The organism is Micromonospora sp. B11E3, assembly GCF_039871625.1.
Taxonomy (GTDB): Bacteria; Actinomycetota; Actinomycetes; order Mycobacteriales; family Micromonosporaceae; genus Micromonospora.
Map to the genome: position 1 here is coordinate 12,083 of NZ_JBDPMC010000003.1, position 20,758 is coordinate 32,840.

Consider the following 20,758-nt stretch of genomic DNA (forward strand, 5'->3'; position numbering starts at 1 on the left):
GCTTGGCGTTCACTCCTTCGTGCGCTAAGTTGTTCTCACATCGAGTTCTTCTCGAATTGAGAGTAATGCCGAAGTGGGAGTGACGCCGTGAACGAGCAGGACTTCCTGGCCGCGTACGACCCCCGGGACTACCCGGCCGTCGCCGTCACCGTGGACGTGGTCGCGCTGACCATCCGCGAGGGCGCGCTGCACCTGCTGCTCGTCCGCCGGGCCGAGCCGCCGTACGCGGGGCACTGGGCGCTGCCCGGCGGCTTCGTCCGCCCCGACGAGGACCTGGCCGCCGCCGCCCGCCGCGAGCTGGCCGAGGAGACCGGGCTCGGCGGCGAGCGGCTGCGCCGCGTCCACCTGGAGCAGCTCGCCAGCTACGGCGCGCCGGACCGGGACCCCCGGATGCGGATCGTCTCGGTCGCCCACCTGGCGTTCGCCCCCGACCTACCCGACGCGACCGCCGGCAGCGACGCCGACGAGGCGGCCTGGCTGCCGGTGACCGCGCTGAGCAGCCGCCAGCTCGCCTTCGACCACGGCCGGATCATCGACGACGGGCTGGAGCGGGCCCGCTCCAAGCTGGAGTACACGCCGCTGGCCACCCGCTTCCTCGACCCGGAGTTCACCGTCACCGAGCTGCGGGAGGTCTACGAGACGGTCTGGGGACACCCGCTGCACGCCGGCAACTTCCACCGCAAGGTGCTCTCCGTGCCGGGCTTCGTCGAGAGCACCGGCGCCAGCACCGAGCGCGGCGGGGCGCGCGGCGGCCCCCGCGCCAAGCTCTACCGGGCCGGTGACGCCCGGCTGCTGCACCCGGCGCTGCTGCGCCCCGCCCGCGAGGAGACGGTGCGGTGAGGACCGACGAGGCGATCCGCCTGGTCGCGGCGGCCCGCACCGACGCCGACCTGTTCGGCACCGACGCGCCGGCCCGCCGCTACCGCGAGCTGGTCGCGGCGCTGCACCCCGACCGGCTGGGCGCGGCCGACGAGCGGGTACGCGCCGACGCCACCGACGCGTTCGTCCGGGTCACCACCCGCTGGCGCGCCGGCCGCACGATCGTGCTCGGCGGCTACCGCCTCGGCGACCTCCGGTACGCCGGCGACCTGGCCGACCTGTACGACGTGGGCGCGGACCGGCTGCTCAAGCTGCCCCGCGACCCGGCCGACAACGACCTGACGGCCCGCGAGGCGCACGCGCTGCGCACGATCGAGGAGCGGGGCGACCCGCGGCACCTGCCGTACGTGCCCCGGCTCGTGGACTCGTTCCGGCACCGGGACGCGACGACCGGCACCGAGCGGCGGATCAACGTACTGGCCAGCGTCCCCGGCCTGCGCAGCCTCGACGAGGTGCGCCGGGCGTACCCGGACGGGCTGGACGCCCGCGACGCGGCCTGGATGTGGCGGCGGCTGCTCGTGGCGCTCGGCCTGGCCCACCGGGCCGGCGTGGTGCACGGCGCGGTGCTGCCCCGGCACGTCCTGGTCGAGCCGGACGCGCACGGCGTGGTGCTCGTCGACTGGTGCCTCTCGGCGGTCGACGGGGGCACCGTGCCGGCGCTGGTGCCCGGCCACGAGGACTGGTACCCGCCGGAGGTCGCCGCGCGGCGGCCCTGCGGCCCCGGCACCGACCTCGCCATGGCCGCCCGCTGCATGACGTGGCTGATGGCCGACCGGGCCCCACGCGAGCTACGCGCCTTCGCCGACGGCTGCGCGCAGCCGACCCTCGCGGCCCGGCCCGACGACGCCTGGCGGCTGCTCGGCGAACTCGACGAGGTGCTGGAGCGGCTGTACGGGCCGCGCACCTTCCGACCCTTCACCCTCAACCCCTAAAGGAGGCTGCCATGGGCAGCGGAATCTGGTCCACCGACGTGTACGACGCCGCCGACCGCTACCGCCGGGCCACCGGCGCCAGCGCCTTCTCCTACAGCGACAGCGGCGCCCGCAAGGTGCACCCCGCGCTCGACCCGCGCGGCGCCGTACGCGAGAGCCGCGACTCGGACGAGCACCCGCAGTCGCTGGCCATCACCGTGCTCTTCGACGTCACCGGCTCGATGCGCAACGTGCCGCGCGTGCTCCAGACCAAGCTGCCGCAGCTGCTCGGGCTGCTGCAGCGGCAGGGCTACGCCCGCGACCCGCAGATCATGTTCGGGGCGATCGGCGACGCCACCTGCGACCGGGTGCCGTTGCAGGTCGGGCAGTTCGAGTCGGACAACCGCATGGACGACGACCTCGGCCGGATCGTGCTGGAGGGCGGCGGTGGCGGCCAGATGACGGAGTCGTACGAGCTGGCGCTGTACTACATGGCCCGGCACACCGTGACGGACTGCTGGGAGAAGCGGGGCCGGCGCGGCTACCTGTTCGTCATCGGCGACGAGCTGGCCTACCCCCGGGTGAAGTCCCGCGAGGTGGCCCGCCTGATCGGCGACGACCTGCGTGAGGACGTGCCGCTGCGGCAGGTCGTGGACGAGGTGACCCGGCGCTGGGACACGTACTACCTCCTCCCCGCCGGCAGCTCGTACGCCGGCAACGGGAAGGTGCTGGACTTCTGGCGCGGCCTGCTCGGGCAGAACGCCCTCGAGCTGGACGACCTGAACGCGGTCTGCGAGACCATCGCGCTCACCATCGGCCTCGGCGAGCAGGCCATCGACCTGGACGAGGGGCTGCGGGACCTGCGGCGGGCCGGCTCGGCGGCCACGGGCACGGTGTCGAAGGCGCTGGCCCGGCTGGGCGGCGGCCGACGCACCGCCGTCTCGCCGCTGCCCGCGCCGGGCACCAAGCGGGGCGGGGTCAACAGGCTTTGACTTCCTCCGCCTCCTAGCGGAGGGGGAGTCCCACGGCCTTGCGGCCGATCCGGCTTCAGGCCGGGCGCCTCACGGCGCGGGGTTCCTGTTTCACGGCCGATTGCGGAAGGGAGGACCCTTGCCGTCTGACATCAGCTCCACAGGCATCGCCAGGGGTGTGCCTGGCTACGGCTCGACCAGCCGCAAGGATGTTCTTCGCCGCGTTCACGTCCCGATCATGACGGGTGCGGCAGGTCGGGCACGTCCAGTGCCGGGTGGAAAGACTCAGGGCGGCGAGCAGATGCCCGCACGCCGAGCAGGTCTTGCTGCTGGGATACCAGCGGCCGATCACCACGAGGGTACGGCCGGCGCGTGCGGCCTTGTACTCCAGTTGGCGGCGGAACTCGGCCCAGCCGCAGTCGGAAATCGCCTTGGCGAGGCTGCGGTTACGGACCATGTTCGTGACCGCGAGGTCTTCGATCACGATCGTGTCCGCGGCCCGGACCAGGTGGGTGCTCGTGCGGTGGAGGAAGTCCGCACGAGCGTTGCGGACTTTACGATGCGCGCGGGCGACCTTCGCTTTGGCCTTGGCCCGGTTCGCGCTGCCGCGCTGGCATCGGGCCATGCGCCGTTGGTAGCGGGCAAGGTTGCGAGCCTTGCGCTCAAGGTGGCGGGGGTTGGCGATCCGCTGCCCGTCGCTGGTTACGGCGAAATCGGTGACGCCGAGGTCAACGCCGATCTCGTACCCAGTTGGCTCGCGCGGTTCGGGGTTGTCGGTGTCGACGGCGAACGTCACGTACCAGCGGCCGTCCGGCTCCCGGGAGATCACGACCATGGTCGGGGCAAGTGTGGCGATGTCGGAGTCGTCGAACGACCACACGAACGCCAGTGGCCCGGTCGTCTTCGCCACGTGCAACGCGCCGTTTCTCATGCGAAACGCCGAGCGGGTGTAGTGCGCCGACTGGCGACCGTTGCGGCTCTTGTAGCGCGGGTACCGGGCCCGACCGGCGAAGAAGTTCGCAAACGCGGTGTGCTGGTGCCGCAGGCTCTGCTGCAACGGCACCGACGACACCTCCGACAGGAACGCCAGCTCGGTGGTCTTTTTCCATGCCGTAAGCGCGGCGTCGGTCTGCCGGTACGAGGTTCTCTCGCCCCGCTGATGGTAGGCAGCATGGCGTTCGGCGAGGGCCCGGTTCCACACGAGGCGTACGCAACCGAATGTGCGGCGGAACACCGCCGCCTGCTCGGGCGTCGGATACGCCCGACACTTGTAGGCCGTCCGCACAACCGTCACCTTACACAGTGGACCCGGCGGTGTAAGAAGTCAGGACGGGTAGGTCACCAAACCATTGTTCTCGGAGCCGTCGCGGCTCCACCCGGATCGCTTGTGACGGAGTCCGAATTCCTCCCCGGCCAAAGGCCGGGCGCCCTTCGGAGGATCATGTGAACCACACCATCGTGGTCGACCTCGGCTACGGCGACGCCGGCAAGGGCACCGTCGTGGACTGGCTCTGCGCGAGCCGGCCGGTCCACACGGTGGTCCGCTTCAACGGGGGCGCGCAGGCGGCGCACAACGTCGTCCTGCGCGACGGGCGGCACCACACGTTCGCGCAGTTCGGGGCGGGGACGTTCCGCCCCGGGGTGCGTACCCACCTGTCGCGGCACGTGGTGGTGGACCCGCTGGCGCTGGCCGCCGAGGCCGACCACCTCGCCGCGGTGGGGGTGCCGGACGCGCTCGACCGGCTCACGGTCGACGGGGAGGCGCTGCTGGCGACGCCGTACCACCGGGCCGCCAACCGGGCCCGGGAGATCGCCCGGGGGGCCGACCGGCACGGCTCCTGCGGGCTCGGGGTGGGCGAGGCGGTCGCGTACGGCCTCGCCCACCCCGACGAGGCGCCCCGGGTGGCCGACTGCCGCAGCCCCGAGCTGCTGCGCCGCCGGCTGGCCGCGCTGCGGGGCCGGCTGACCGCCGAGCTCGGCCCGCTGGACGCGCCCCCGGTCGAGGACTGCCTGCCCGCGTTCACCGGGTTCGCCGGGCGGGTGGCGATCGTCGACCGGGCGTACCTGGCCGGGGCGCTGCGCGCCGGGACCTGCGTGTTCGAGGGCGCGCAGGGGGTGCTGCTCGACGAGTGGCACGGCTTCCACCCGTACACGACGTGGAGCACGACGACCTTCGCCAACGCCGAGGGCCTGCTCGCCGAGGCGGGCCTGGCGGGCGGGGCGCGGCGGCTGGGCGTACTGCGGGTCGTGACCACCCGGCACGGCCCGGGGCCGCTGGTCACCGAGGACCCGACGCTGCCGCTGACCGACCCGCGCAACCCGACCAACCCCTGGCAGGGCCGGTTCCGGTTCGGCCACTTCGACGCGGTCGCCCACCGGTACGCCCTCGACGCGGCCGGCGGGGTCGACGGCCTCGCGCTGACCCACCTGGACCTCGCCGGTCCGGCACGATCCGCGGGCGGCCGGGCCCGGCTGCGGCTGTGCCGCCGGTACGACACGATCGACCGGCTGGAGCCCGGCCCGCCCGGCGACCTGGACCGGCAGGCCGCGCTCACCGCCCGCCTGCTGCGCGCCCGCCCGCTGTACGACGACCCGCCGGCCGACTGGCCGTCGGCGGTGGAGGAGGCGCTGGACGCCCCGGTCGAGCTTCTTTCCCACTCGCCCACCGCCGAGGGCAAGGCGGTAAGGAAGGGCACCTTGTTAACGCCTTTTGTATAGGAAGGGCCCCTTCCTAACACGCTGCCCGCCGAGCATGGGGACATGCAGCCGGTGCTCGACCTGCTCTACGGCACGATCACCTCGCCGTGGGTGTACCTGGTGATCTTCCTGGTCACCGCGGTGGACGCCGTCTTCCCGGCGGTGCCCGGCGAGACCGTGGTGGTCACCGCCGGGGTGTTCGCGACGGGCGGGCACCCGGCACTGGCCCTGGTGATCGTCGTGGCGACGCTCGGCGCGCTGACCGGCGACCACTGCTCGTACGGCATCGGCCGGCGCGGAGGCGCCCAGCGGCTCGCGCGGCTGCCCGCCGACAGCCGCCGCCGGGCCGGTTCGGAGTGGGCCCGCCGGGCGGTGGGCCGGCATGGCGGGCTCATCCTGACCACCGCGCGGTACGTCCCCGGCGGGCGAACCGCCGTCACCCTCACCATGGGGGCGGTCCACTACCCGCTGCGCCGCTTCCTGCTCTACGACGTCGTGGCGACGGGCAGCTGGGCCACCTATTGCGCACTGCTCGGCTACTACGGCGGCCTGGCCTTCGAGCGGGACCCGGTCAAGGGACTCCTGGCCGGCCTCGGCCTCTCGCTGCTGGTCACCCTGCTCGTGGAGGCCGCCCGTTGGCTGCGCCGCCGCGCTCACCAGCGCGCCGCCGCCCGGCGCTGACGACGGGCTGGCCCCGTGCGGCGGGTGTTAACAAGGGGCCCCTGCTCTACTGAACGCGTTAACAGGGGGCCCTCCCTTACCCCTGGGGCGGGCGCCAGGTGACGCCGCGCAGGAGTTGGTCCGCACCGAGCCAGGCGACGTTCATCATCCGGGTGGCGGTCTTCTCCGCGTCGGCGTCCGGGTGGTCGGCGAGCCAGTCGGCCAGCGACTCGCTCGCGCCGACCAGGGCGTACGCGACGACCTCCAGGTCGGTCTCGCCGACCTCGCGCCCCCTGGCGCGCAGCGCGTGGTCGAGCATTCCCGCCACCACCTCGACGAGGCGGGCCCGCATGGCGGCCAGTTCGGCGGCGAACGGTTGCGAGCCCCGGGCCTGCCGGTAGAGCACGGCCCAGCCGTCCCGGTGCGCGCCGACGAAGCCGAAGAACGCCCGCAGCCCGCGCCAGAGCCGCTCGTCGGCGGCCAGGTCGGGGGCCGCCGCCCCGGCGATGGCCTCCGTCATCCGGGTGCCCTCCCGGTGCAGGCAGGCGATGAACAGCTCCTCCTTGGTGCCCAGGTACGCGTACACCATGGGCTTCGAGATGCCGGCATTCTCGGCGATCTCGTCCATGCTGGCCGCGTGGAAGCCACGTCGGGAGAAGACCCGGACGGCCGCGTCGAGCATCTGCTGCTCGCGTACGGCCCGGGGAAGGCGCTTGAAGGTGGGTGTGCCGGACACCTTGCAAGCATACCTACTCGTGCGTAACGTTACGCGAGAGTAACCACAGTCGTCGCCCGGAAGGTACATCCCCATGACTGACTTCGACCCGGCCAACTTCGCCAACGTGGGCCCGAAGGAGTTCGCGCAGCTGGTCAAGTCCACCCCCGACGACAAGATCGCCGAGGTGATGTCCGGCGACCTCCGCGGCAAGATCCTGGACGAGGTCTTCGGCCGGATGCCGTCGCTGTTCCGCGCCGACCGGGCCGGCTCCACCAACGCCGTGATCCACTGGAACATCACCGGCCGTCCTGACGGCGGCACCGACACGTACGAGGTCGTCATCGCCGACGGCGCGTGCACGGTCAACCAGACCCCCCAGCACGACCCGAAGCTGAGCCTCACCATGGGCCCGGTCGAGTTCCTGAAGGTCGTCTCCGGCGGCGGCAACCCCGTCATGATGTTCATGACCGGCAAGCTGAAGGCCAAGGGCGACCTGGGCCTCGCCGCGAACATCGCCAACCTTTTCGACATCCCCAAGGCCTGACATGGCCGAGTTCTCGCTCGACCTGAACGAGGAACAGCGGGACCTGCGGGACTGGGTGCACGGCTTCGCCGCCGAGGTCGTGCGCCCGGCCGCCGCCGAGTGGGACGCGCGGGAGGAAACCCCCTGGCCGGTCGTCCAGGAGGCGGCGAAGGTCGGGCTGTACGGCTTCGAGTTCCTCGCCACCTGCTGGGCCGACCCCACCGGCCTGTCCCTGCCGATCGCCAGCGAGGAACTCTTCTGGGGCGACGCGGGCATCGGCCTGAGCATCTTCGGCACCTCGCTCGCGGTGGCCGCGATCTACGGCGCGGGCACCTCCGACCAGCTCGTCGAGTGGGTCCCGCAGTGCTTCGGCTCGGCCGACGAGCCGGCCGTCGCCGCGTTCTGCACCACCGAGCCGGAGGCCGGCTCGGACGTCGGCGCGATGCGCACCCGGGCCGTCTACGACGAGGCCACCGACGAGTGGGTGCTGAACGGGCAGAAGGCGTACGCCACCAACGGCGGCATCGCCGGGGTGCACGTGGTCACCGCCTCGGTCGACCCCGAACTGGGCTCGCGCGGGCAGGCCGCGTTCGTCGTACCCCCGGGGACCCCCGGGTTGAGCGCGACCCGGAAGCTGCGCAAGCTGGGCCTGCGGGCCTCGCACACGGCGGACGTCTTCCTCGACGACGTGCTGGTGCCGGGGCGCTGCCTGCTCGGCGAGCGGGAGGCCCTGCTGGAACGGCTCGACCGGGCCCGCTCCGGGCGGCGGGCCGCCGGGCAGGCCGCGATGCGCACCTTCGAGCTGTCCCGGCCCACCGTCGGCGCGCAGGCGCTCGGCGTGGCCCGGGCCGCCTACGAGTACGCGCTGGACTACGCGAAGAGCCGGGTCCAGTTCGGGCGGCCGATCATCGAGAACCAGGCGGTCGCGTTCGCGCTGGCCGACATGAAGATGGAGATCGACGCCGCCCGGCTGCTGGTCTGGCGGGCGTCCTGGATGGGACGCAACAACCGCCCGTTCACCGCGGGCGAGGGCTCGATGTCCAAGCTGAAGGCCGGCGAGGTGGCCGTGTCGGTCACCGAGAAGGCCGTGCAGCTGCTCGGCGGGGCCGGCTTCCTGCGGGACCACCCGGTCGAGCGCTGGTACCGGGACGCCAAGATCTACACCATCTTCGAGGGCACGTCGGAGATCCAGCGGCTGGTCATCTCGCGGGCCATCTCCGGCGTCCACGTCCGCTGACCGCGGCCCGTCCGACACCCTTGCACCCGGGCGGTGACCCGGCTCGACACCTGCCAACCGGGCGGCCGCCCGGCCGGCGATGCACGATGGAGGAAGCGCCCGGCGAAAGAGTCCCCGGATGGGGGCCCTCGGTTCAGCACCGAAGGAGGCCCGCGGATGGATCTGCCGTTCACCGTCACCACGATGACCCGGCGCGGGCTGCTCGCCCCGGGCGGCCCGATCCGGGTCGTCTCCCAGCTCAACGCGCTGCGCAGGTGGGGCTGGAGCCTCGCGGGCGAGCTGCGCCAGGCCGTCGCCCGGGACCCGGGCCGCACCGCCCTCGTCGACGAGACGGGCGTCGCGCTGACGTACCGGGAGCTGCTGGACCGCGACGCTGGACGCGCTGGTGGCGCGGCGCTGCGACGCGATGTTCGCCGTACCGGTGATGCTGCAACGGCTGCTGGAGATGCCGGTACCGGACCCGCGGCCGCCGCTGAAGGTGGTCGCGGTGAGCGGGTCGGCGCTGCCCGGCGGGCTCGCCACGAGGTTCATGGACGCGTACGGCGACATCCTGTTCAACCTGTACGGCTCGACCGAGGTCTCCTGGGCGTCGATCGCGACCCCGGACGACCTGCGCGCCGCCCCCACCACCGCCGGCTGTCCGCCGCACGGCACCCGGCTGCGCGTCCTCGACGACGGGGGCCGGCCGGTGCCTCCCGGCCGGGTCGGCCGGATCTTCGTCGGCAACGAGATGCTGTTCGAGGGCTACACCTCGGGCGCCGGGCGCGAGTCGCACAACGGGCTGCTGGACACCGGGGACCTCGGCCGGCTCAACCCCGACGGGTTGCTCTTCGTCGACGGCCGGGCCGACGACATGATCGTCTCCGGTGGCGAGAACGTCTTCCCGTCCGAGGTGGAGGACCTGATCGCCCGGCTGCCCCAGGTCCGGGAGGCGGCCGTGATCGGCGTACCGGACGCGGAGTACGGCCAGCGGCTCGCGCGTTCCTCGCCCTGCACCCCGGCGAGACCCTCGACCCCGAGGCGGTCCGCGAGTACGTCCGGCACTACCTGGCCCGGTTCTCGGTGCCCCGCGACGTGGTCTTCGTCAGGTACCTGCCGCGCAACGCCACCGGCAAGGTGCTGACGCGCGAGCTACGCCGCTACTACGGCTGACGGGGTTCACCCCGGCGCCGCCCGGTCAGCTCGTCGGTACCGTGATCCGGCCGTCGACGGCCCCGGCCGCGATGTCCGTGCGGTGGTGCGAGCCGGCCAGCCCGATGCCGTCCACCAGCGCGTACGCGGCGTCGCGCGCGGCGGCCAGGGTGGGGCCGGTGGCCGTACCGCAGAGGACCCGGCCGCCGGCGGAGAGCAGCGCGCCGTCGGCGGCCCGGCGGACGGTGCCGGCGTGGATGACGCCCGGACGGTCGGCGCCGGTGATCACGTCGCCGGTGCGCGGGGCGGCGGGGTAGTTCTCGGCGGCGACCACCACGGTCACCGCCGCGCCCTCGCGCCAGCGCAGCGGCGGGTGCGCGGCCAGGGTGCCCGTCGCCGCGGCGTGCAGCAGGCCGGCGAGCGGGGTCTCCAGCAGCGCGAGGACGACCTGGGTCTCCGGGTCGCCGAAGCGCGCGTTGAACTCGATCACCCGGGGGCCGCCGGCCGTGATCGCCAGCCCGACGTAGAGCAGCCCGGCGAACGGGGTGCCCCGGCGGCGCATCTCGGCCAGGGTCGGGTGGACGACGTCCCGCATCACCTCGTCGACCAGGCCGGGCGGCGCCCAGGGCAGCGGAGCGTACGCCCCCATGCCGCCGGTGTTCGGACCGGAGTCGCCGTCGCCGACCCGCTTGAAGTCCTGCGCCGGCAGCAGCGGCACCGCCGCCTCGCCGTCGGTGACCACGAAGAGGGAGACCTCCGGGCCGGCCAGGTACTCCTCGATGACGACCCGGCCGCAGTCACGCGCATGCCGCTCCGCGGTCGCCCGGTCGTCGGTGACGACGACACCCTTGCCGGCGGCCAGCCCGTCGTTCTTCACCACGTACGGCGGCCCGAACTCATCCAGCGCCTTCGCGACGCTTCCCGGATCGGCACACGTGTACGCGCGGGCGGTCGGCACGCCGGCGGCGGTCATCACGTCCTTGGCGAACGCCTTCGAGCCCTCCAGCCGGGCCGCCTCGGCGGACGGGCCGAACACGGGGATCCCCTTGGCCCGTACGGCGTCGGCCACCCCGGCGACCAGCGGCGCCTCCGGGCCGATCACGACCAGGTCGGCGGCGGCCTCGACGGCCAACGCGGCGACGGCGGCCGGATCGGTAAGGTCGGTCTGCCGCAGCTCGGCGACATCGGCGATGCCGGGGTTACCCGGCGCCGCGATCAGCGCCTCGACGGCCGGATCGGCCACCAGCCCGAGGGCGAGCGCATGCTCACGCCCCCCACCACCCAGAAGAAGTACCCGCACGCTGCCAAATCCTACCCACCCCACCTGCGCCATCACCGTCGGCTCGTGATCAAGAGATTTGCGTCAAAGTTGATCGCCGGTATGACGCAAACGTCTTGATCAAAAGGCTGCCCACCGCCGCACCCGCCGCCGCGTGGGAGGCGTCAGTGGTGGGCGGACATCGCGCGGCGGACGGTGCGGGGGATGTAGTCCGGGTGAAGGGTGTCGGCCCAGGTGAAGCGTAGGATCCGCCACCCCGCGTTGACCAGACGGTTCTGGCGACGGCGGTCCGCGAAGAGGGCGTCCGGCGCGGCATGCGGGCCGTTGCCGTCGGCCTCGGCGATCAGCCTCGCCGCGCGCCAGCCCAGGTCGCCGATGCCGAGCAGGCGACCTTCCTCGTCGCGGACCTCCAGTTGCAGCACGTCCGGTGGAACGCCGCCGTCGACGCACCGCAGGCGCGCCCGTGTCTCGAGCGGCGACTGCGCCCGACCGTCCGCGTCCGCGAGGTACGCCCGCGCGGCCACCGCGCCCCGCCGACCCCGCATCAGTGCGGGGACCGCCGCCAGGTCCTCGTCGGTCAGGAGCCGACGGTTCAATGCCGAGTCGAGCACCGCCACCGCCGGATACCGGCTCTGGCGGAGTATCACATCGGTCACCGTACGCAGCGGCGACGTGACCGGGATACCGGACACTTGGACGATGTCGCCGGGTGCCGTCGTCAACTGATGGACGACGAGCAAGGGGTCGCTGAGTCGCTGGGGCCGGGGGCGGGCCACCGGCACGGAGGCATGAATCGCCGAACTTCGGGGCAGCCCGGCAATGCGGTGCAGCTCAAGGGCCGTGTCCAGGACGGCGAAGGCGCCTGGCCCGAGACAGGCGACGGCGGCTCGGATGCGGGCACGGCGCATGCCGGCAGGGGTAAGCCCCGGTCCCGCACCGGCGACGCTCTCGGCCGGGACGAAACATCCACGTGCGATACGCGTCACACAGGTGGCGAACCTGGTCCCTGGTCAGCCCGGCAGCCAACGCCTGGGCGGCGGTGACCATTCCGTCCTGCTCGGCGGCGACCCGCCGGACGAGTTCGAGAGGCTCCTCGGTGATCAAGAGCCATTTCTCTTGACCACCGAGGAGGGTTAGGGAGCCCGGCGAGCGGGCGGGGCTCGGGGTCAGGGGAGGAGGGGGTGGCGGGTTACGTTTTCCTCGCGGCCCGGCCCGACGCCGACCACGCTGACCCGGGTGCCGCACAGCTCCTCGATCCGGGCGATGTAGCGGCGGGCGTTCTCCGGGAGCTCGGCCTCGGTCCTGGCCGTCGTGATGTCCTCCCACCAGCCGTCCAGCTCCTCGTAGATCGGCTTGGCGTGGTGGAAGTCGGTCTGCGTCATCGGCATGTCGTCGAACCGCTCGCCGTTGATCTCGTACCCGACGCAGATCGGCACCTTCGGCATTCCGGTCAGCACGTCCAGCTTCGTGACGACCAGGTCGGTGACGCCGTTGAGGCGGCAGGCGTACCGGGCGACGACGGCGTCGAACCAGCCGCACCGGCGCTCCCGGCCGGTGGTGGTGCCGTACTCGTGGCCGACCTTGCGCAGGTGCTGGCCGTTGTCGTCGAACAGCTCCGTCGGGAACGGGCCCGAGCCGACCCGGGTCGTGTACGCCTTGCTCACCGCGATGACCCTGCTGATCGCCGTCGGCGGGATGCCCGCGCCCACGCACGCCCCGCCGGCCGTCGGGTTCGACGAGGTGACGAAGGGGTACGTGCCGTGGTCCATGTCGAGCATGGTCGCCTGGGCACCCTCCAGCAGCACCGTCTCGCCGCGGTCCAGGGCGTCCCAGAGCATCACCCGGGTCTCCGCGATGTACGGCCGCAGCCGCTCGGCGTACTCCAGGTACTCCTCGACCGTCGCGTCGACGTCGATCGCCTTGCGGTTGTAGACCTTGAACAGGATCTGGTTCTTCTCGCGCAGCGCGAGTTCCAGCTTCTTGCGCAGGATGCCCGGGTCGAGCAGGTCCTGCAGCCGGATGCCCATCCGGGCGACCTTGTCCCCGTACGCCGGCCCGATGCCGCGGCCGGTGGTGCCGATCCGGGACGAGCCGAGGTAGCGCTCGACGACCCGGTCCAGCGCCCGGTGGTGCGGCATGATCAGGTGCGCGTCGCCGGAGATCCGCAGCCGGGACACGTCGACCCCGCGCTCGGCGAGCCCGTCGATCTCGGTCAGCAGCACCTTCGGGTCGACCACCACACCGTTGCCGATGACGATCATCGCGTTCGGCGAGAGCGCGCCCGACGGCATCAGGTGCAGGGCGTACTTCTGCCCGTCCGGCGTGATGACGGTGTGCCCGGCGTTGTTGCCGCCGGAGTAGCGCACGACGTAGTCGACCCGCTCGCCGAGCAGGTCGGTAACCTTGCCCTTGCCCTCGTCGCCCCACTGAGCGCCGAGGAGCACGATCGCTGGCATCTCCACCGCCTTCAGAAGGCTCGGGTGCCAGGTGGCGACCGGTCAGCGAGCCCGGGGTGTCAGGCTAACAAGTAGTGACGGCGTGGCCGGCAGGGGTCGCGGCGGGAGGTCAGGAGGCTTCGTGTACGACGTGGTGCTGCTCACTCTCGGCTCGGAGCGGGACGCTCCCGGCGGAGGGTGCGGCAGCGGCGGAGCCTGCTGCGGCGGCGCGACCGAGAGCCCGGAGAAGACCGACTCGGGGAAGGCCGACGCCGGGAAGGCCGACGCCGGGAAGGCCGACGCCGGGAAGGCCGACGAGCGCTGCGAGACTCCCCGGGTGCCGGTGCTGGCCTGCGCCGACGCGCTCACCGCCCGGGGCGCCCGCGTCGAGACGGTCACCGCCCGCTCCGACGCCGAGATCGACGAGGTGCTGGCCCGGCTCGACGGCCCGCCCCGCCCCGACGGCCTCACCTGGCCCGACCCGGACTCCAAGACCCGGCTGGTCGTCGCCACGGCGAGCGACGCCCAGTTGCGCGCCGTCCTGCGCCGGCTCGTCCGCCGGTACGCTCCGCCGCCCAGCCGCCGCCCCGACGACCTGCCCGGCGACCGTACGGTGCCGGACCTGCCGCCGGTCGGCGTACTCCCGCTCGATCCCGCCCGGGGCGGCGAGCAGCGGGACCTGGCCGCTCAGCTCGGGCTGCCGCGCGACCCGGCGGCGGTGGCCGCCGCGGTGCTGGACGGCAACCCGCGCCGGCTCGACCTGCTGCGCAACGACGGTGGCTCGGTGACGCTGGACGGCGCGCTGCTCGGCGCGGCCGACGAGGCTGGTCGTCCGCTGCCCTGGCGGGGCCGGGTGGAGGTCGACGACGCGGTGCTCTCGGACGGCGACGACCCGCTGCTGGCGTGCGCGGTCGGCAACGCGGGCGGGTACGCCCAGCTCGACGGGCTGCCGCTGCTCACTACCGCCGACCCGACGGACGGCGTGGTGGAGGTGGCGGTGGCCGTGCCCGTGGTGACCCGCTCGATGCTCGGCAGGAAGCGGGTGCGTTTCGAGGTACGCCGGGCCCGGGGCCGGGCGGTGGCCGTCATCCCGCGCGACGAGCGGGTGCCGTACCTCGACGACGGGGCCGCGGGGGAACTGAGCCGCAAGCGGTCCTGGTGGATCGAGCCGGGCGCCTGGGCGGTCTGGACGGCCTGATCCCGCAGGCCGGACCGCCGGCGCGGGGCGGCGGCGATCACCCACCCCGGCGTCGATGGCCGGGCGGCTGCGCCGCGGGGGCCTATCCTCGGCAGGAGGAATGGGAAGGAACCGTCGTGGACGAGAACGTCGACCGGGTCCACGTACCCGGCCAGCAGCCGGCGCCGGATCGGGACATCGAACCGCTGTGGCGACCGGACCCGACCGATCCCGGGCCGGCCGCACCCGCCCCGCCGCGGGCCGAGGCCGGCTGGCCGCCGGCCCCTCGCCCGCCGGCCACCGTCGCGCCGCACGCAGCCGGAGACGGGTACGCCGACCCGCAGCACGGGTACGCGGACACGACGGACGCGCGGAACGCGTACCCGAGCCTCGCGGCGCAGATGTACCCGTCGCTCGACCCGCACAGCGGGTACGCGCCACACCGGCCCGGCGTCGGGACGCAGGCCGCCCAGCCCGCGCCCGTGGACCTGAACCTTCCCTTCACGATGGACGGGCAGGTCGCCGCCGAGGCGTCGACGGGCGGCACCGCCGAACCCGAGGCCGCGGGCGGCACCGCCGGATCCCGAACCGCGAACGGCACCGCCGAGGGCGGACCGGCGAGCGGGACGGCCGAGGGCCGATCGGCGGCGGCCGACGCCCGCTGGACGACGGCGGGCCCGACGTTCGACGTTGGTCAGCCGGTGGCGGACCCGGCCGAGGCAGCCACCTCCGACGGGGCGGCGGCGAACGGGCAGGGTGAGGCGGTCGCGCCCGATTGGGTGGCGAGCGGGCCCGTCGAGGCGGCCGCGCCCGACGGGGCGGCGGCGGATGGGCAGGTCGAGTCGGTTGAGCCGGCGCCGGACGCACCGGCCGAGACGCATCCGGCGGCGGAGACGGGCCGGACGAACGGCGGCGTACGTGGACCCGGCGAGTCGCCGTGGGCGCTGCCGCCGCAGCGGCCCACGAACGGCGGCGCGGAGGCGCCGCGGCCCGCCGCGAACGGCGACCCCGAGCCGGTGCACCCACCGGTGAGCGGCGACCCCGAGACGGTGCGACCGCCCACGACCGACGGCCCCGAGGCCGTACGGGCGGGGCAGCCGGCGCACCAGCCGTTCCCGCCGACCGAGGCACCCGCCCCGCCGACCGAGGTCGCCGGGCAGCAGGTGGAGGGGGCCGGGCAGCCGGTTCCGCCGCATCCGCCCGGACCGTACCCGCCGGTGTTGAACCCGCCCGGTCCGCTGACCCCGACCGCGTACCCGCCCGTCGCGGGAGCGCCGGCCGACCCGTACGCGCCCGGGTACGTGGGCGCCGCCCCGCCGGTCGGGTGGGGCCCCGGGCCGGCCCAGCCCGGCGAGACGGGGGCGGCGCAGCCCGGGACGCCCGGCTGGCACCCGCCGGCCTGGCCGCAGCAGGGCCAGCCGCCCGCGCCGCAGCCGCCGTACCAGGAGGCGGACGGGGTGACCCGGGTGCCGCCGGGCTACCCGGACCAGGCCTGGGCGCCGGGCACGCACGCCCCGCCGACCGCCGAGGACTTCGCCCGGCGCCGCCAGGCGCGGCCGGCCGAGCCGCTGGCCACGATGGGCGTACGGGCGGTGGTCAACCGGATGGGCCTGGTCCGACTCGCACCCGGCCGGCACGAGCAGGAGTTGCGCCGCGACATCGAGATGGTGCGGCGCAACTTCGGCGGCCTGCGCCAGGTGACCGTGGTCAACCCCAAGGGCGGCGCCGGCAAGACGGTCGCCATCCTGCTGCTGGCCATGACGTTCGGCCAGAAGCGCGGCGGCTACGTGCTCGCCTGGGACAACAACGAGACCCAGGGCACGCTCGGAATGCGCGCCCAGCAGGACTTCCACTCCCGTACGGTGCGGGACCTGCTGCGCGACCTGGGCCAGTTCCAGGGCGCGCACGGGCGCGTCGGCGACCTGTCGCAGTACGTGCGCTCGCAGGGCGAGGGGATGTTCGACGTGCTCGCCTCGGACGAGTCGGCGACCGGCGGGGAGATGCTCACCGCCTCGGCGTTCGCCGAGATCCGGGAGGTGGTCAGCCGGTTCTACAAGCTGATCTTCGTGGACACGGGGAACAACGTCCGGGCGCAGAACTGGCAGGCCGCGATGGACGCCACCGACCAGTTGGTGGTCACCATGTCGGCTCGGAACGACTCGGCGGAGACCGCCGCCCGGATGCTGGACCACCTGGAGCAGAGCGGGCGGCAGCGGCTGGTCCGGCAGGCGGTGACGGTGGTGTCCATGCCGCCGTCGCGCAAGGAGATCGACCTGCCGGCCATCCAGGACCACTTCGCCGCCCGCACCCGGGCGGTGCTGCTGGCACCGTACGAGAGGTTGATCGACACGGGCGAGCCGCTCCGGTACGGGCAGCTCTCCTCGGCCACCCGGGACGCCTGGCTGAAGATCGCCGCAGCGGTGGCCGAGGGCCTGTAAGCGGCACCACGGCCGGCCCGACGAGCCGTCGGACCGGCCGTGGTCGGTCGGCGGGGACGGGTCAGTTGCTGGCCAGCGCGTCCGCGGCCGCCGGGTCGCAGTCGCGCAGGAACTGGGCGCAGCGGGCGGCCTCGTCCGCCTCGCCGATCTCGCCCGCGGCCCGGGAGAGCACGTAGAGGCAGCGGAGGAAGCCCCGGTTGGGCGCGTGGGACCAGGGCACCGGGCCGTGCCCCTTCCAGCCGCTGCGGCGCAGCTGGTCGAGGCCGCGGTGATAGCCGGTCCGGGCGTACGCGTACGCCGGGATGACCTGGCCGGCGGCCAGGGCCCGGCTCGCGAGCGCACCCCAGGCCGCGCTGTAGCTGGGGAAGCTGGCCGCGACCGGGGCGTACGCCTCGTCGGTGCCGGCCTCGGCGGCGTCGGCGAGCGCGGCGTCGGCGTCGGCGTCGGCCGGCAGGAGGGTGGCCGGCGGCTCAGGCAACAGGTTCTGCATCGTCCCATTCAACCCGCTTCGCGATGCGGCGCGCCAGGCGGGTCCGCGGACCCGCCTGGCTGAACGGCTGAGGCGTTGGTCACGCCTGTGGTGCCCGCCACCCAACCTGCGGCCCATGCCGCCCGGCAGTATTTTCCACTACAACTATTGGTCCGGAGCCTCCCCAGGACCCGGTTACGCGGGAGCCCGGCGGCCGGCCGCCGGGCTCCCGTCGGTCCGGCACCGGCACGGGGTGCCCGGGACCGGTTTGGCGGGTTGCCCGGGGCGGGCAGGATGGCCTGGTGCCGACCCCACCTCCCGCAGACGTCATCGAACCGACCGACACCAGCTCCCTCGAGATCGAGACCCGCAGCGCGTTCGACCAGCGGTTGACCACCGGCACCCTGGCCGGGTTGACCGTCCAGGGCCTGCGCCTCGACCTCGACCCGGTCCCCGACCTGGCCCGGACGGAGGTGACCGGCACCCTCTTCGTCGGCTGCCGCTTCGCCTCCCGAGAGGTGGGCGCGGACCTGGTCCGGCGCGGCGCGAACGTGGTGCCGCCGTTCTCCGGGCTGCCGTACCCGACCCAGCCGTCGCACCTCTACACGCCGGACGACCTGGCCGCGGGCTTCGCCGAGGGCGGCTTCACCGCCATGTACGACACCCGGGTGTACGAGCACTTCCGGGCGCACGGCGGGGCGCTGCCCGACGTCCGGGAGGCGCTCGGCCAGCGGCTGCACGACCACGGCGTGGACAACGCGCTCGTCGACGCCACCCGCGCCTGGCTGGCCGCGCGCGGGCCGCAGTCGGTGGTGGGCGTGATGGGCGGGCACGCGGTGCCGCGCGGCAGCGTGCCGTACCGGATGGCGGCGGTCCTGGGCTGGGAGCTGGCCCGGGCCGACCGGCTGGTGGTGACCGGCGGCGGGCCGGGCGTGATGGAGGCGGCCAACCTCGGGGCGTACCTGTCGACGCGACCGGCGGAGGAGCTGACGGAGGCGATCGACCTGCTGGCGACCGCGCCGGACTTCACCGACCACGAGCGCTACACCGCCGCCGCGCTGGAGGTCCGCGCCCGGTGGGCGGCGCCGTCGGGCGTGCCCCGGCAGCGCGGGGACCTGGGCTGGGCGCGGGCCGGCGGGCTCGCGATCCCCACCTGGCTGTACGGCCACGAGCCCGCGAACCTGTTCGCCGGTCGGATCGCCAAGTACTTCTCGAACGCGATCCGGGAAGACACGATCCTGCGGCTGGCCCGGGGCGGGATCGTCTTCGCGCCCGGCCGGGCGGGCACCGTGCAGGAGGTGTTCCAGGCGGCCACGAAGACGTACTACGGCACGGACGGGGCGAGCGGCGCGTACGTCTTCCTGGACCGGGCGTACTGGACCCGGGAGCTGCCGGTCGAGTCGCTGCTGCGCCCGCTGCTGGCCGCCTCGCCGTTCGGTGACCTGTCCGGCACGGTGCACCTCACCGACGACGTACGCGAGGCGATCCGGCTGCTGACGGCCGGCTGAACGAGCGCTTCCACCGCGGGCGTCAACAGGGACTCCGTACAGAACGGCGGCCGGCACCCGCTCTCGGTGCCGGCCGCCGTTGTCGTACGTCCCTACTTCATCTTGGTGCCCGCGGAGCGCAGCGCCTCGCAGGCCTCCACGACGCGGGCGGCCATGCCGGCCTCGGCGGCCTTGCCCCAGACGCGCGGGTCGTACATCTTCTTGTTGCCGACCTCGCCGTCGACCTTGAGCACGCCGTCGTAGTTGCGGAACATGTGGTCCGCCACCGGACGGGTGAAGCAGTACTGGGTGTCGGTGTCGATGTTCATCTTCACCACGCCGTAGTCCAGCGCCTCGCGGATCTCGGAGAGCAGCGAGCCGGAGCCGCCGTGGAAGACGAGGCTGAGCGGCTTCTCCTTGCCGTACTTGGCGCCGACCGCGACCTGGATGTCGTGGAGCACCTGGGGGCGGAGCTTGACGTTGCCCGGCTTGTACACGCCGTGCACGTTGCCGAAGGTCAGCGCCGCCATGTAGCGGCCCTTCTCGCCCAGGCCGAGCGCGTCGACCATGGCCAGGCCGTCCTCGACGGTGGTGTAGAGCTTCTCGTTGATGGCGTTCTCGACGCCGTCCTCCTCGCCGCCGACGACGCCGACCTCGATCTCAAGGACGATCTTGCCCTTGGCGGCCTCCGCGAGGAGCTGCTCGGCGATCTCCAGGTTCTCCGCCACCGGAACCGCCGAGCCGTCCCACATGTGCGACTGGAACAGCGGCTCCTCGCCGCGCTTGACGCGCTCCTGCGAGATTCCCATCAGCGGGCGGACGAACTTGTCCAGCTTGTCCTTCGGGCAGTGGTCGGTGTGCAGGGCGATGTTGACCGGGTAGTTCTTGGCGACCTCGTGGGCGTACGCGGCGAACGCCACGGAGCCGGTGACCATGTCCTTGACCGACGGGCCGGACAGGTACTCCGCGCCGCCGGTGGAGACCTGGATGATGCCGTCGCTCTCCGCGTCGGCGAAGCCCTTCAGCGCCGCGTTCAGCGTCTGCGAGGAGGTCACGTTGATCGCGGGGTACGCGAACCTGCCGGCCTTGGCCCGGTCCAGCATCTCGGCGTAAGCCTCGGGGGAAGCGATGGGCATGTCGAACGCTCCTTACTTACCGCTCTCGGCCGTACTGGCCGCTGTCTTCCGTGCGTGCGCCGGACCGCGCTGTCCTCCGCCGGCAGTATCCCGCAGTAGGGACCGGCCGACACAACCGACCCTTCGGTACGTACGCCGTGGCCGGGCCGGGTCGGCGGCTCACCGCTCCCTCCGGGCGTCCGGCACCACCACGCTGATCAGCCAGCTCACCACCGCCATCACGATGGCGCCCCAGAAGGCGGGCCAGAAACCGTCCACCCGGAACGGCAGGTCCAACTGGCGGGCGATCCAGCCGGTGAGCAGGAACAGCAGCGCGTTGACCACCAGGGCGAACAGGCCCAGGGTCAACAGGTAGAAGGCACAGCCCACCACTCTGATCACCGGCCTGAGCACGGCGTTGACCACACCGAAGATCAGCGCCACCACCACGAGGGTGAGGGCCGTCTCGCCCCCGCCCCGGCCGGTCACCTGGACGCCGGGCACCACCAACGCGGTGATCCACAGCGCGACCGCGGTGATCGCCAGCCGGATCAGGAAGCCCACGGCACCCATCCTGGCACCGCGGGTCGGGGCCGGAGGGGCGATTCGGGCGACTCGGCTTCCGCCGCCG

General features: G+C 73.5%; 18 protein-coding genes and 1 pseudogene. 11 read left to right on the forward strand and 8 right to left on the reverse strand.

The window, feature by feature from the left end; genetic code table 11:
- Positions 1–87: 87 nt before the first annotated feature.
- Genes ABGB16_RS02320 through ABGB16_RS02330 form a run of 3 tightly spaced genes read left to right on the forward strand, consistent with a single transcriptional unit; the run spans position 88 to position 2,782 of the window.
- Positions 88–840 carry an NUDIX domain-containing protein gene (locus tag ABGB16_RS02320; protein WP_347666272.1) on the forward strand — a complete coding sequence of 251 codons (753 nt, stop codon included), beginning with the start codon at positions 88–90 and terminating at the stop codon, positions 838–840.
- Complete coding sequence (locus tag ABGB16_RS02325; RefSeq protein ID WP_347666273.1) at positions 837–1,811, forward strand: serine/threonine protein kinase; 975 nt, start codon at positions 837–839, stop codon at positions 1,809–1,811. Before ABGB16_RS02320 ends, ABGB16_RS02325 begins: the two co-directional genes overlap by 4 nt.
- A gap of 11 nt (positions 1,812–1,822) precedes the next feature.
- Entirely contained in the window at positions 1,823–2,782 is a 960-nt protein-coding gene (locus ABGB16_RS02330; RefSeq protein WP_347666274.1) for a hypothetical protein, read from the forward strand.
- 55 nt (positions 2,783–2,837) lie between these two features.
- Here ABGB16_RS02330 and ABGB16_RS02335 read toward each other — a convergent pair whose 3' ends face one another.
- Entirely contained in the window at positions 2,838–4,046 is a 1,209-nt protein-coding gene (locus ABGB16_RS02335) for an RNA-guided endonuclease TnpB family protein (RefSeq protein ID WP_347666275.1), read from the reverse strand.
- A 158-nt stretch (positions 4,047–4,204) separates the two neighbouring features.
- On the opposite strand from ABGB16_RS02335, the gene ABGB16_RS02340 reads away from it, so the two are divergent.
- Positions 4,205–5,479: an adenylosuccinate synthetase gene (locus tag ABGB16_RS02340; RefSeq protein WP_347666276.1), complete on the forward strand. Its 1,275-nt coding sequence runs from the start codon at positions 4,205–4,207 to the stop codon at positions 5,477–5,479.
- A 42-nt stretch (positions 5,480–5,521) separates the two neighbouring features.
- On the forward strand, positions 5,522–6,139 hold the full coding sequence (locus ABGB16_RS02345) for a DedA family protein (RefSeq protein WP_347666277.1): 618 nt from the start codon (positions 5,522–5,524) through the stop codon (positions 6,137–6,139).
- Between the two features lie 76 nt (positions 6,140–6,215).
- On the opposite strand, the gene ABGB16_RS02350 is transcribed toward ABGB16_RS02345, so the two are convergent.
- Positions 6,216–6,854 (reverse strand): TetR/AcrR family transcriptional regulator, encoded by a 639-nt coding sequence (locus ABGB16_RS02350; protein WP_347666278.1) that lies wholly within the window; start codon positions 6,852–6,854, stop codon positions 6,216–6,218.
- Between the two features lie 73 nt (positions 6,855–6,927).
- Between ABGB16_RS02350 and ABGB16_RS02355 the strand changes: the two genes are divergently transcribed.
- From ABGB16_RS02355 to ABGB16_RS02365, 3 genes and pseudogenes are all read left to right on the forward strand, one after another.
- Complete coding sequence (locus tag ABGB16_RS02355; protein ID WP_347666279.1) at positions 6,928–7,380, forward strand: SCP2 sterol-binding domain-containing protein; 453 nt, start codon at positions 6,928–6,930, stop codon at positions 7,378–7,380.
- A gap of 1 nt (position 7,381) precedes the next feature.
- Positions 7,382–8,596 (forward strand): acyl-CoA dehydrogenase family protein, encoded by a 1,215-nt coding sequence (locus ABGB16_RS02360; RefSeq protein ID WP_347666280.1) that lies wholly within the window; start codon positions 7,382–7,384, stop codon positions 8,594–8,596.
- Between the two features lie 424 nt (positions 8,597–9,020).
- Positions 9,021–9,748: pseudogene (locus ABGB16_RS02365) on the forward strand (AMP-binding protein).
- A 25-nt stretch (positions 9,749–9,773) separates the two neighbouring features.
- On the opposite strand, the gene purD reads toward ABGB16_RS02365, so the two are convergent.
- From purD to ABGB16_RS02380, 3 genes are all read right to left on the reverse strand, one after another.
- Positions 9,774–11,027, reverse strand: a complete 1,254-nt coding sequence (gene purD / locus ABGB16_RS02370) for a phosphoribosylamine--glycine ligase (RefSeq protein ID WP_347666281.1) — start codon at positions 11,025–11,027, stop codon at positions 9,774–9,776.
- A gap of 143 nt (positions 11,028–11,170) precedes the next feature.
- Complete coding sequence (locus tag ABGB16_RS02375) at positions 11,171–11,728, reverse strand: hypothetical protein (RefSeq protein WP_347666282.1); 558 nt, start codon at positions 11,726–11,728, stop codon at positions 11,171–11,173.
- Between the two features lie 444 nt (positions 11,729–12,172).
- Positions 12,173–13,462 carry an adenylosuccinate synthase gene (locus ABGB16_RS02380; RefSeq protein WP_347666283.1) on the reverse strand — a complete coding sequence of 430 codons (1,290 nt, stop codon included), beginning with the start codon at positions 13,460–13,462 and terminating at the stop codon, positions 12,173–12,175.
- Positions 13,463–13,583: 121 nt separating this feature from the next.
- Here ABGB16_RS02380 and ABGB16_RS02385 point away from each other — a divergent pair, with 121 nt between their 5' ends.
- A complete protein-coding gene (locus tag ABGB16_RS02385; protein WP_347666284.1) occupies positions 13,584–14,639 on the forward strand; it encodes a hypothetical protein in 1,056 nt (351 codons plus the stop codon).
- A gap of 116 nt (positions 14,640–14,755) precedes the next feature.
- Positions 14,756–17,056 (forward strand): chromosome partitioning protein, encoded by a 2,301-nt coding sequence (locus tag ABGB16_RS02390; RefSeq protein WP_347666285.1) that lies wholly within the window; start codon positions 14,756–14,758, stop codon positions 17,054–17,056.
- 61 nt (positions 17,057–17,117) lie between these two features.
- Here ABGB16_RS02390 and ABGB16_RS02395 read toward each other — a convergent pair whose 3' ends face one another.
- The gene (locus ABGB16_RS02395) at positions 17,118–17,546 is read right to left on the reverse strand and encodes a DUF3151 domain-containing protein (protein WP_347666286.1); all 429 of its coding nucleotides are present in this window, start codon (positions 17,544–17,546) and stop codon (positions 17,118–17,120) included.
- A 281-nt stretch (positions 17,547–17,827) separates the two neighbouring features.
- Here ABGB16_RS02395 and ABGB16_RS02400 point away from each other — a divergent pair, with 281 nt between their 5' ends.
- On the forward strand, positions 17,828–19,033 hold the full coding sequence (locus ABGB16_RS02400) for a hypothetical protein (protein WP_347666287.1): 1,206 nt from the start codon (positions 17,828–17,830) through the stop codon (positions 19,031–19,033).
- A gap of 92 nt (positions 19,034–19,125) precedes the next feature.
- Here ABGB16_RS02400 and fbaA read toward each other — a convergent pair whose 3' ends face one another.
- Both fbaA and ABGB16_RS02410 read right to left on the reverse strand, forming a co-directional pair.
- Complete coding sequence (gene fbaA, locus ABGB16_RS02405; protein ID WP_347666288.1) at positions 19,126–20,148, reverse strand: class II fructose-bisphosphate aldolase; 1,023 nt, start codon at positions 20,146–20,148, stop codon at positions 19,126–19,128.
- Positions 20,149–20,307: 159 nt separating this feature from the next.
- The gene (locus ABGB16_RS02410; RefSeq protein ID WP_347666289.1) at positions 20,308–20,700 is read right to left on the reverse strand and encodes a phage holin family protein; all 393 of its coding nucleotides are present in this window, start codon (positions 20,698–20,700) and stop codon (positions 20,308–20,310) included.
- Positions 20,701–20,758 lie beyond the last annotated feature (58 nt).

Excerpts from the sequence above, each read along its gene's own strand:
- ABGB16_RS02330 (WP_347666274.1), top strand. The coding sequence starts at position 1,823 with ATGGGCAGCGGAATCTGGTCCACCGACGTGTACGACGCCGCCGACCGC.
- ABGB16_RS02345 (WP_347666277.1), top strand. The coding sequence starts at position 5,522 with ATGCAGCCGGTGCTCGACCTGCTCTACGGCACGATCACCTCGCCGTGG.
- ABGB16_RS02355 (WP_347666279.1), top strand. The coding sequence starts at position 6,928 with ATGACTGACTTCGACCCGGCCAACTTCGCCAACGTGGGCCCGAAGGAG.
- ABGB16_RS02360 (WP_347666280.1), top strand. The coding sequence starts at position 7,382 with ATGGCCGAGTTCTCGCTCGACCTGAACGAGGAACAGCGGGACCTGCGG.
- ABGB16_RS02380 (WP_347666283.1), bottom strand. The coding sequence starts at position 13,462 with ATGCCAGCGATCGTGCTCCTCGGCGCTCAGTGGGGCGACGAGGGCAAG.
- ABGB16_RS02395 (WP_347666286.1), bottom strand. The coding sequence starts at position 17,546 with ATGCAGAACCTGTTGCCTGAGCCGCCGGCCACCCTCCTGCCGGCCGAC.
- fbaA (WP_347666288.1), bottom strand. The coding sequence starts at position 20,148 with ATGCCCATCGCTTCCCCCGAGGCTTACGCCGAGATGCTGGACCGGGCC.
- ABGB16_RS02410 (WP_347666289.1), bottom strand. The coding sequence starts at position 20,700 with ATGGGTGCCGTGGGCTTCCTGATCCGGCTGGCGATCACCGCGGTCGCG.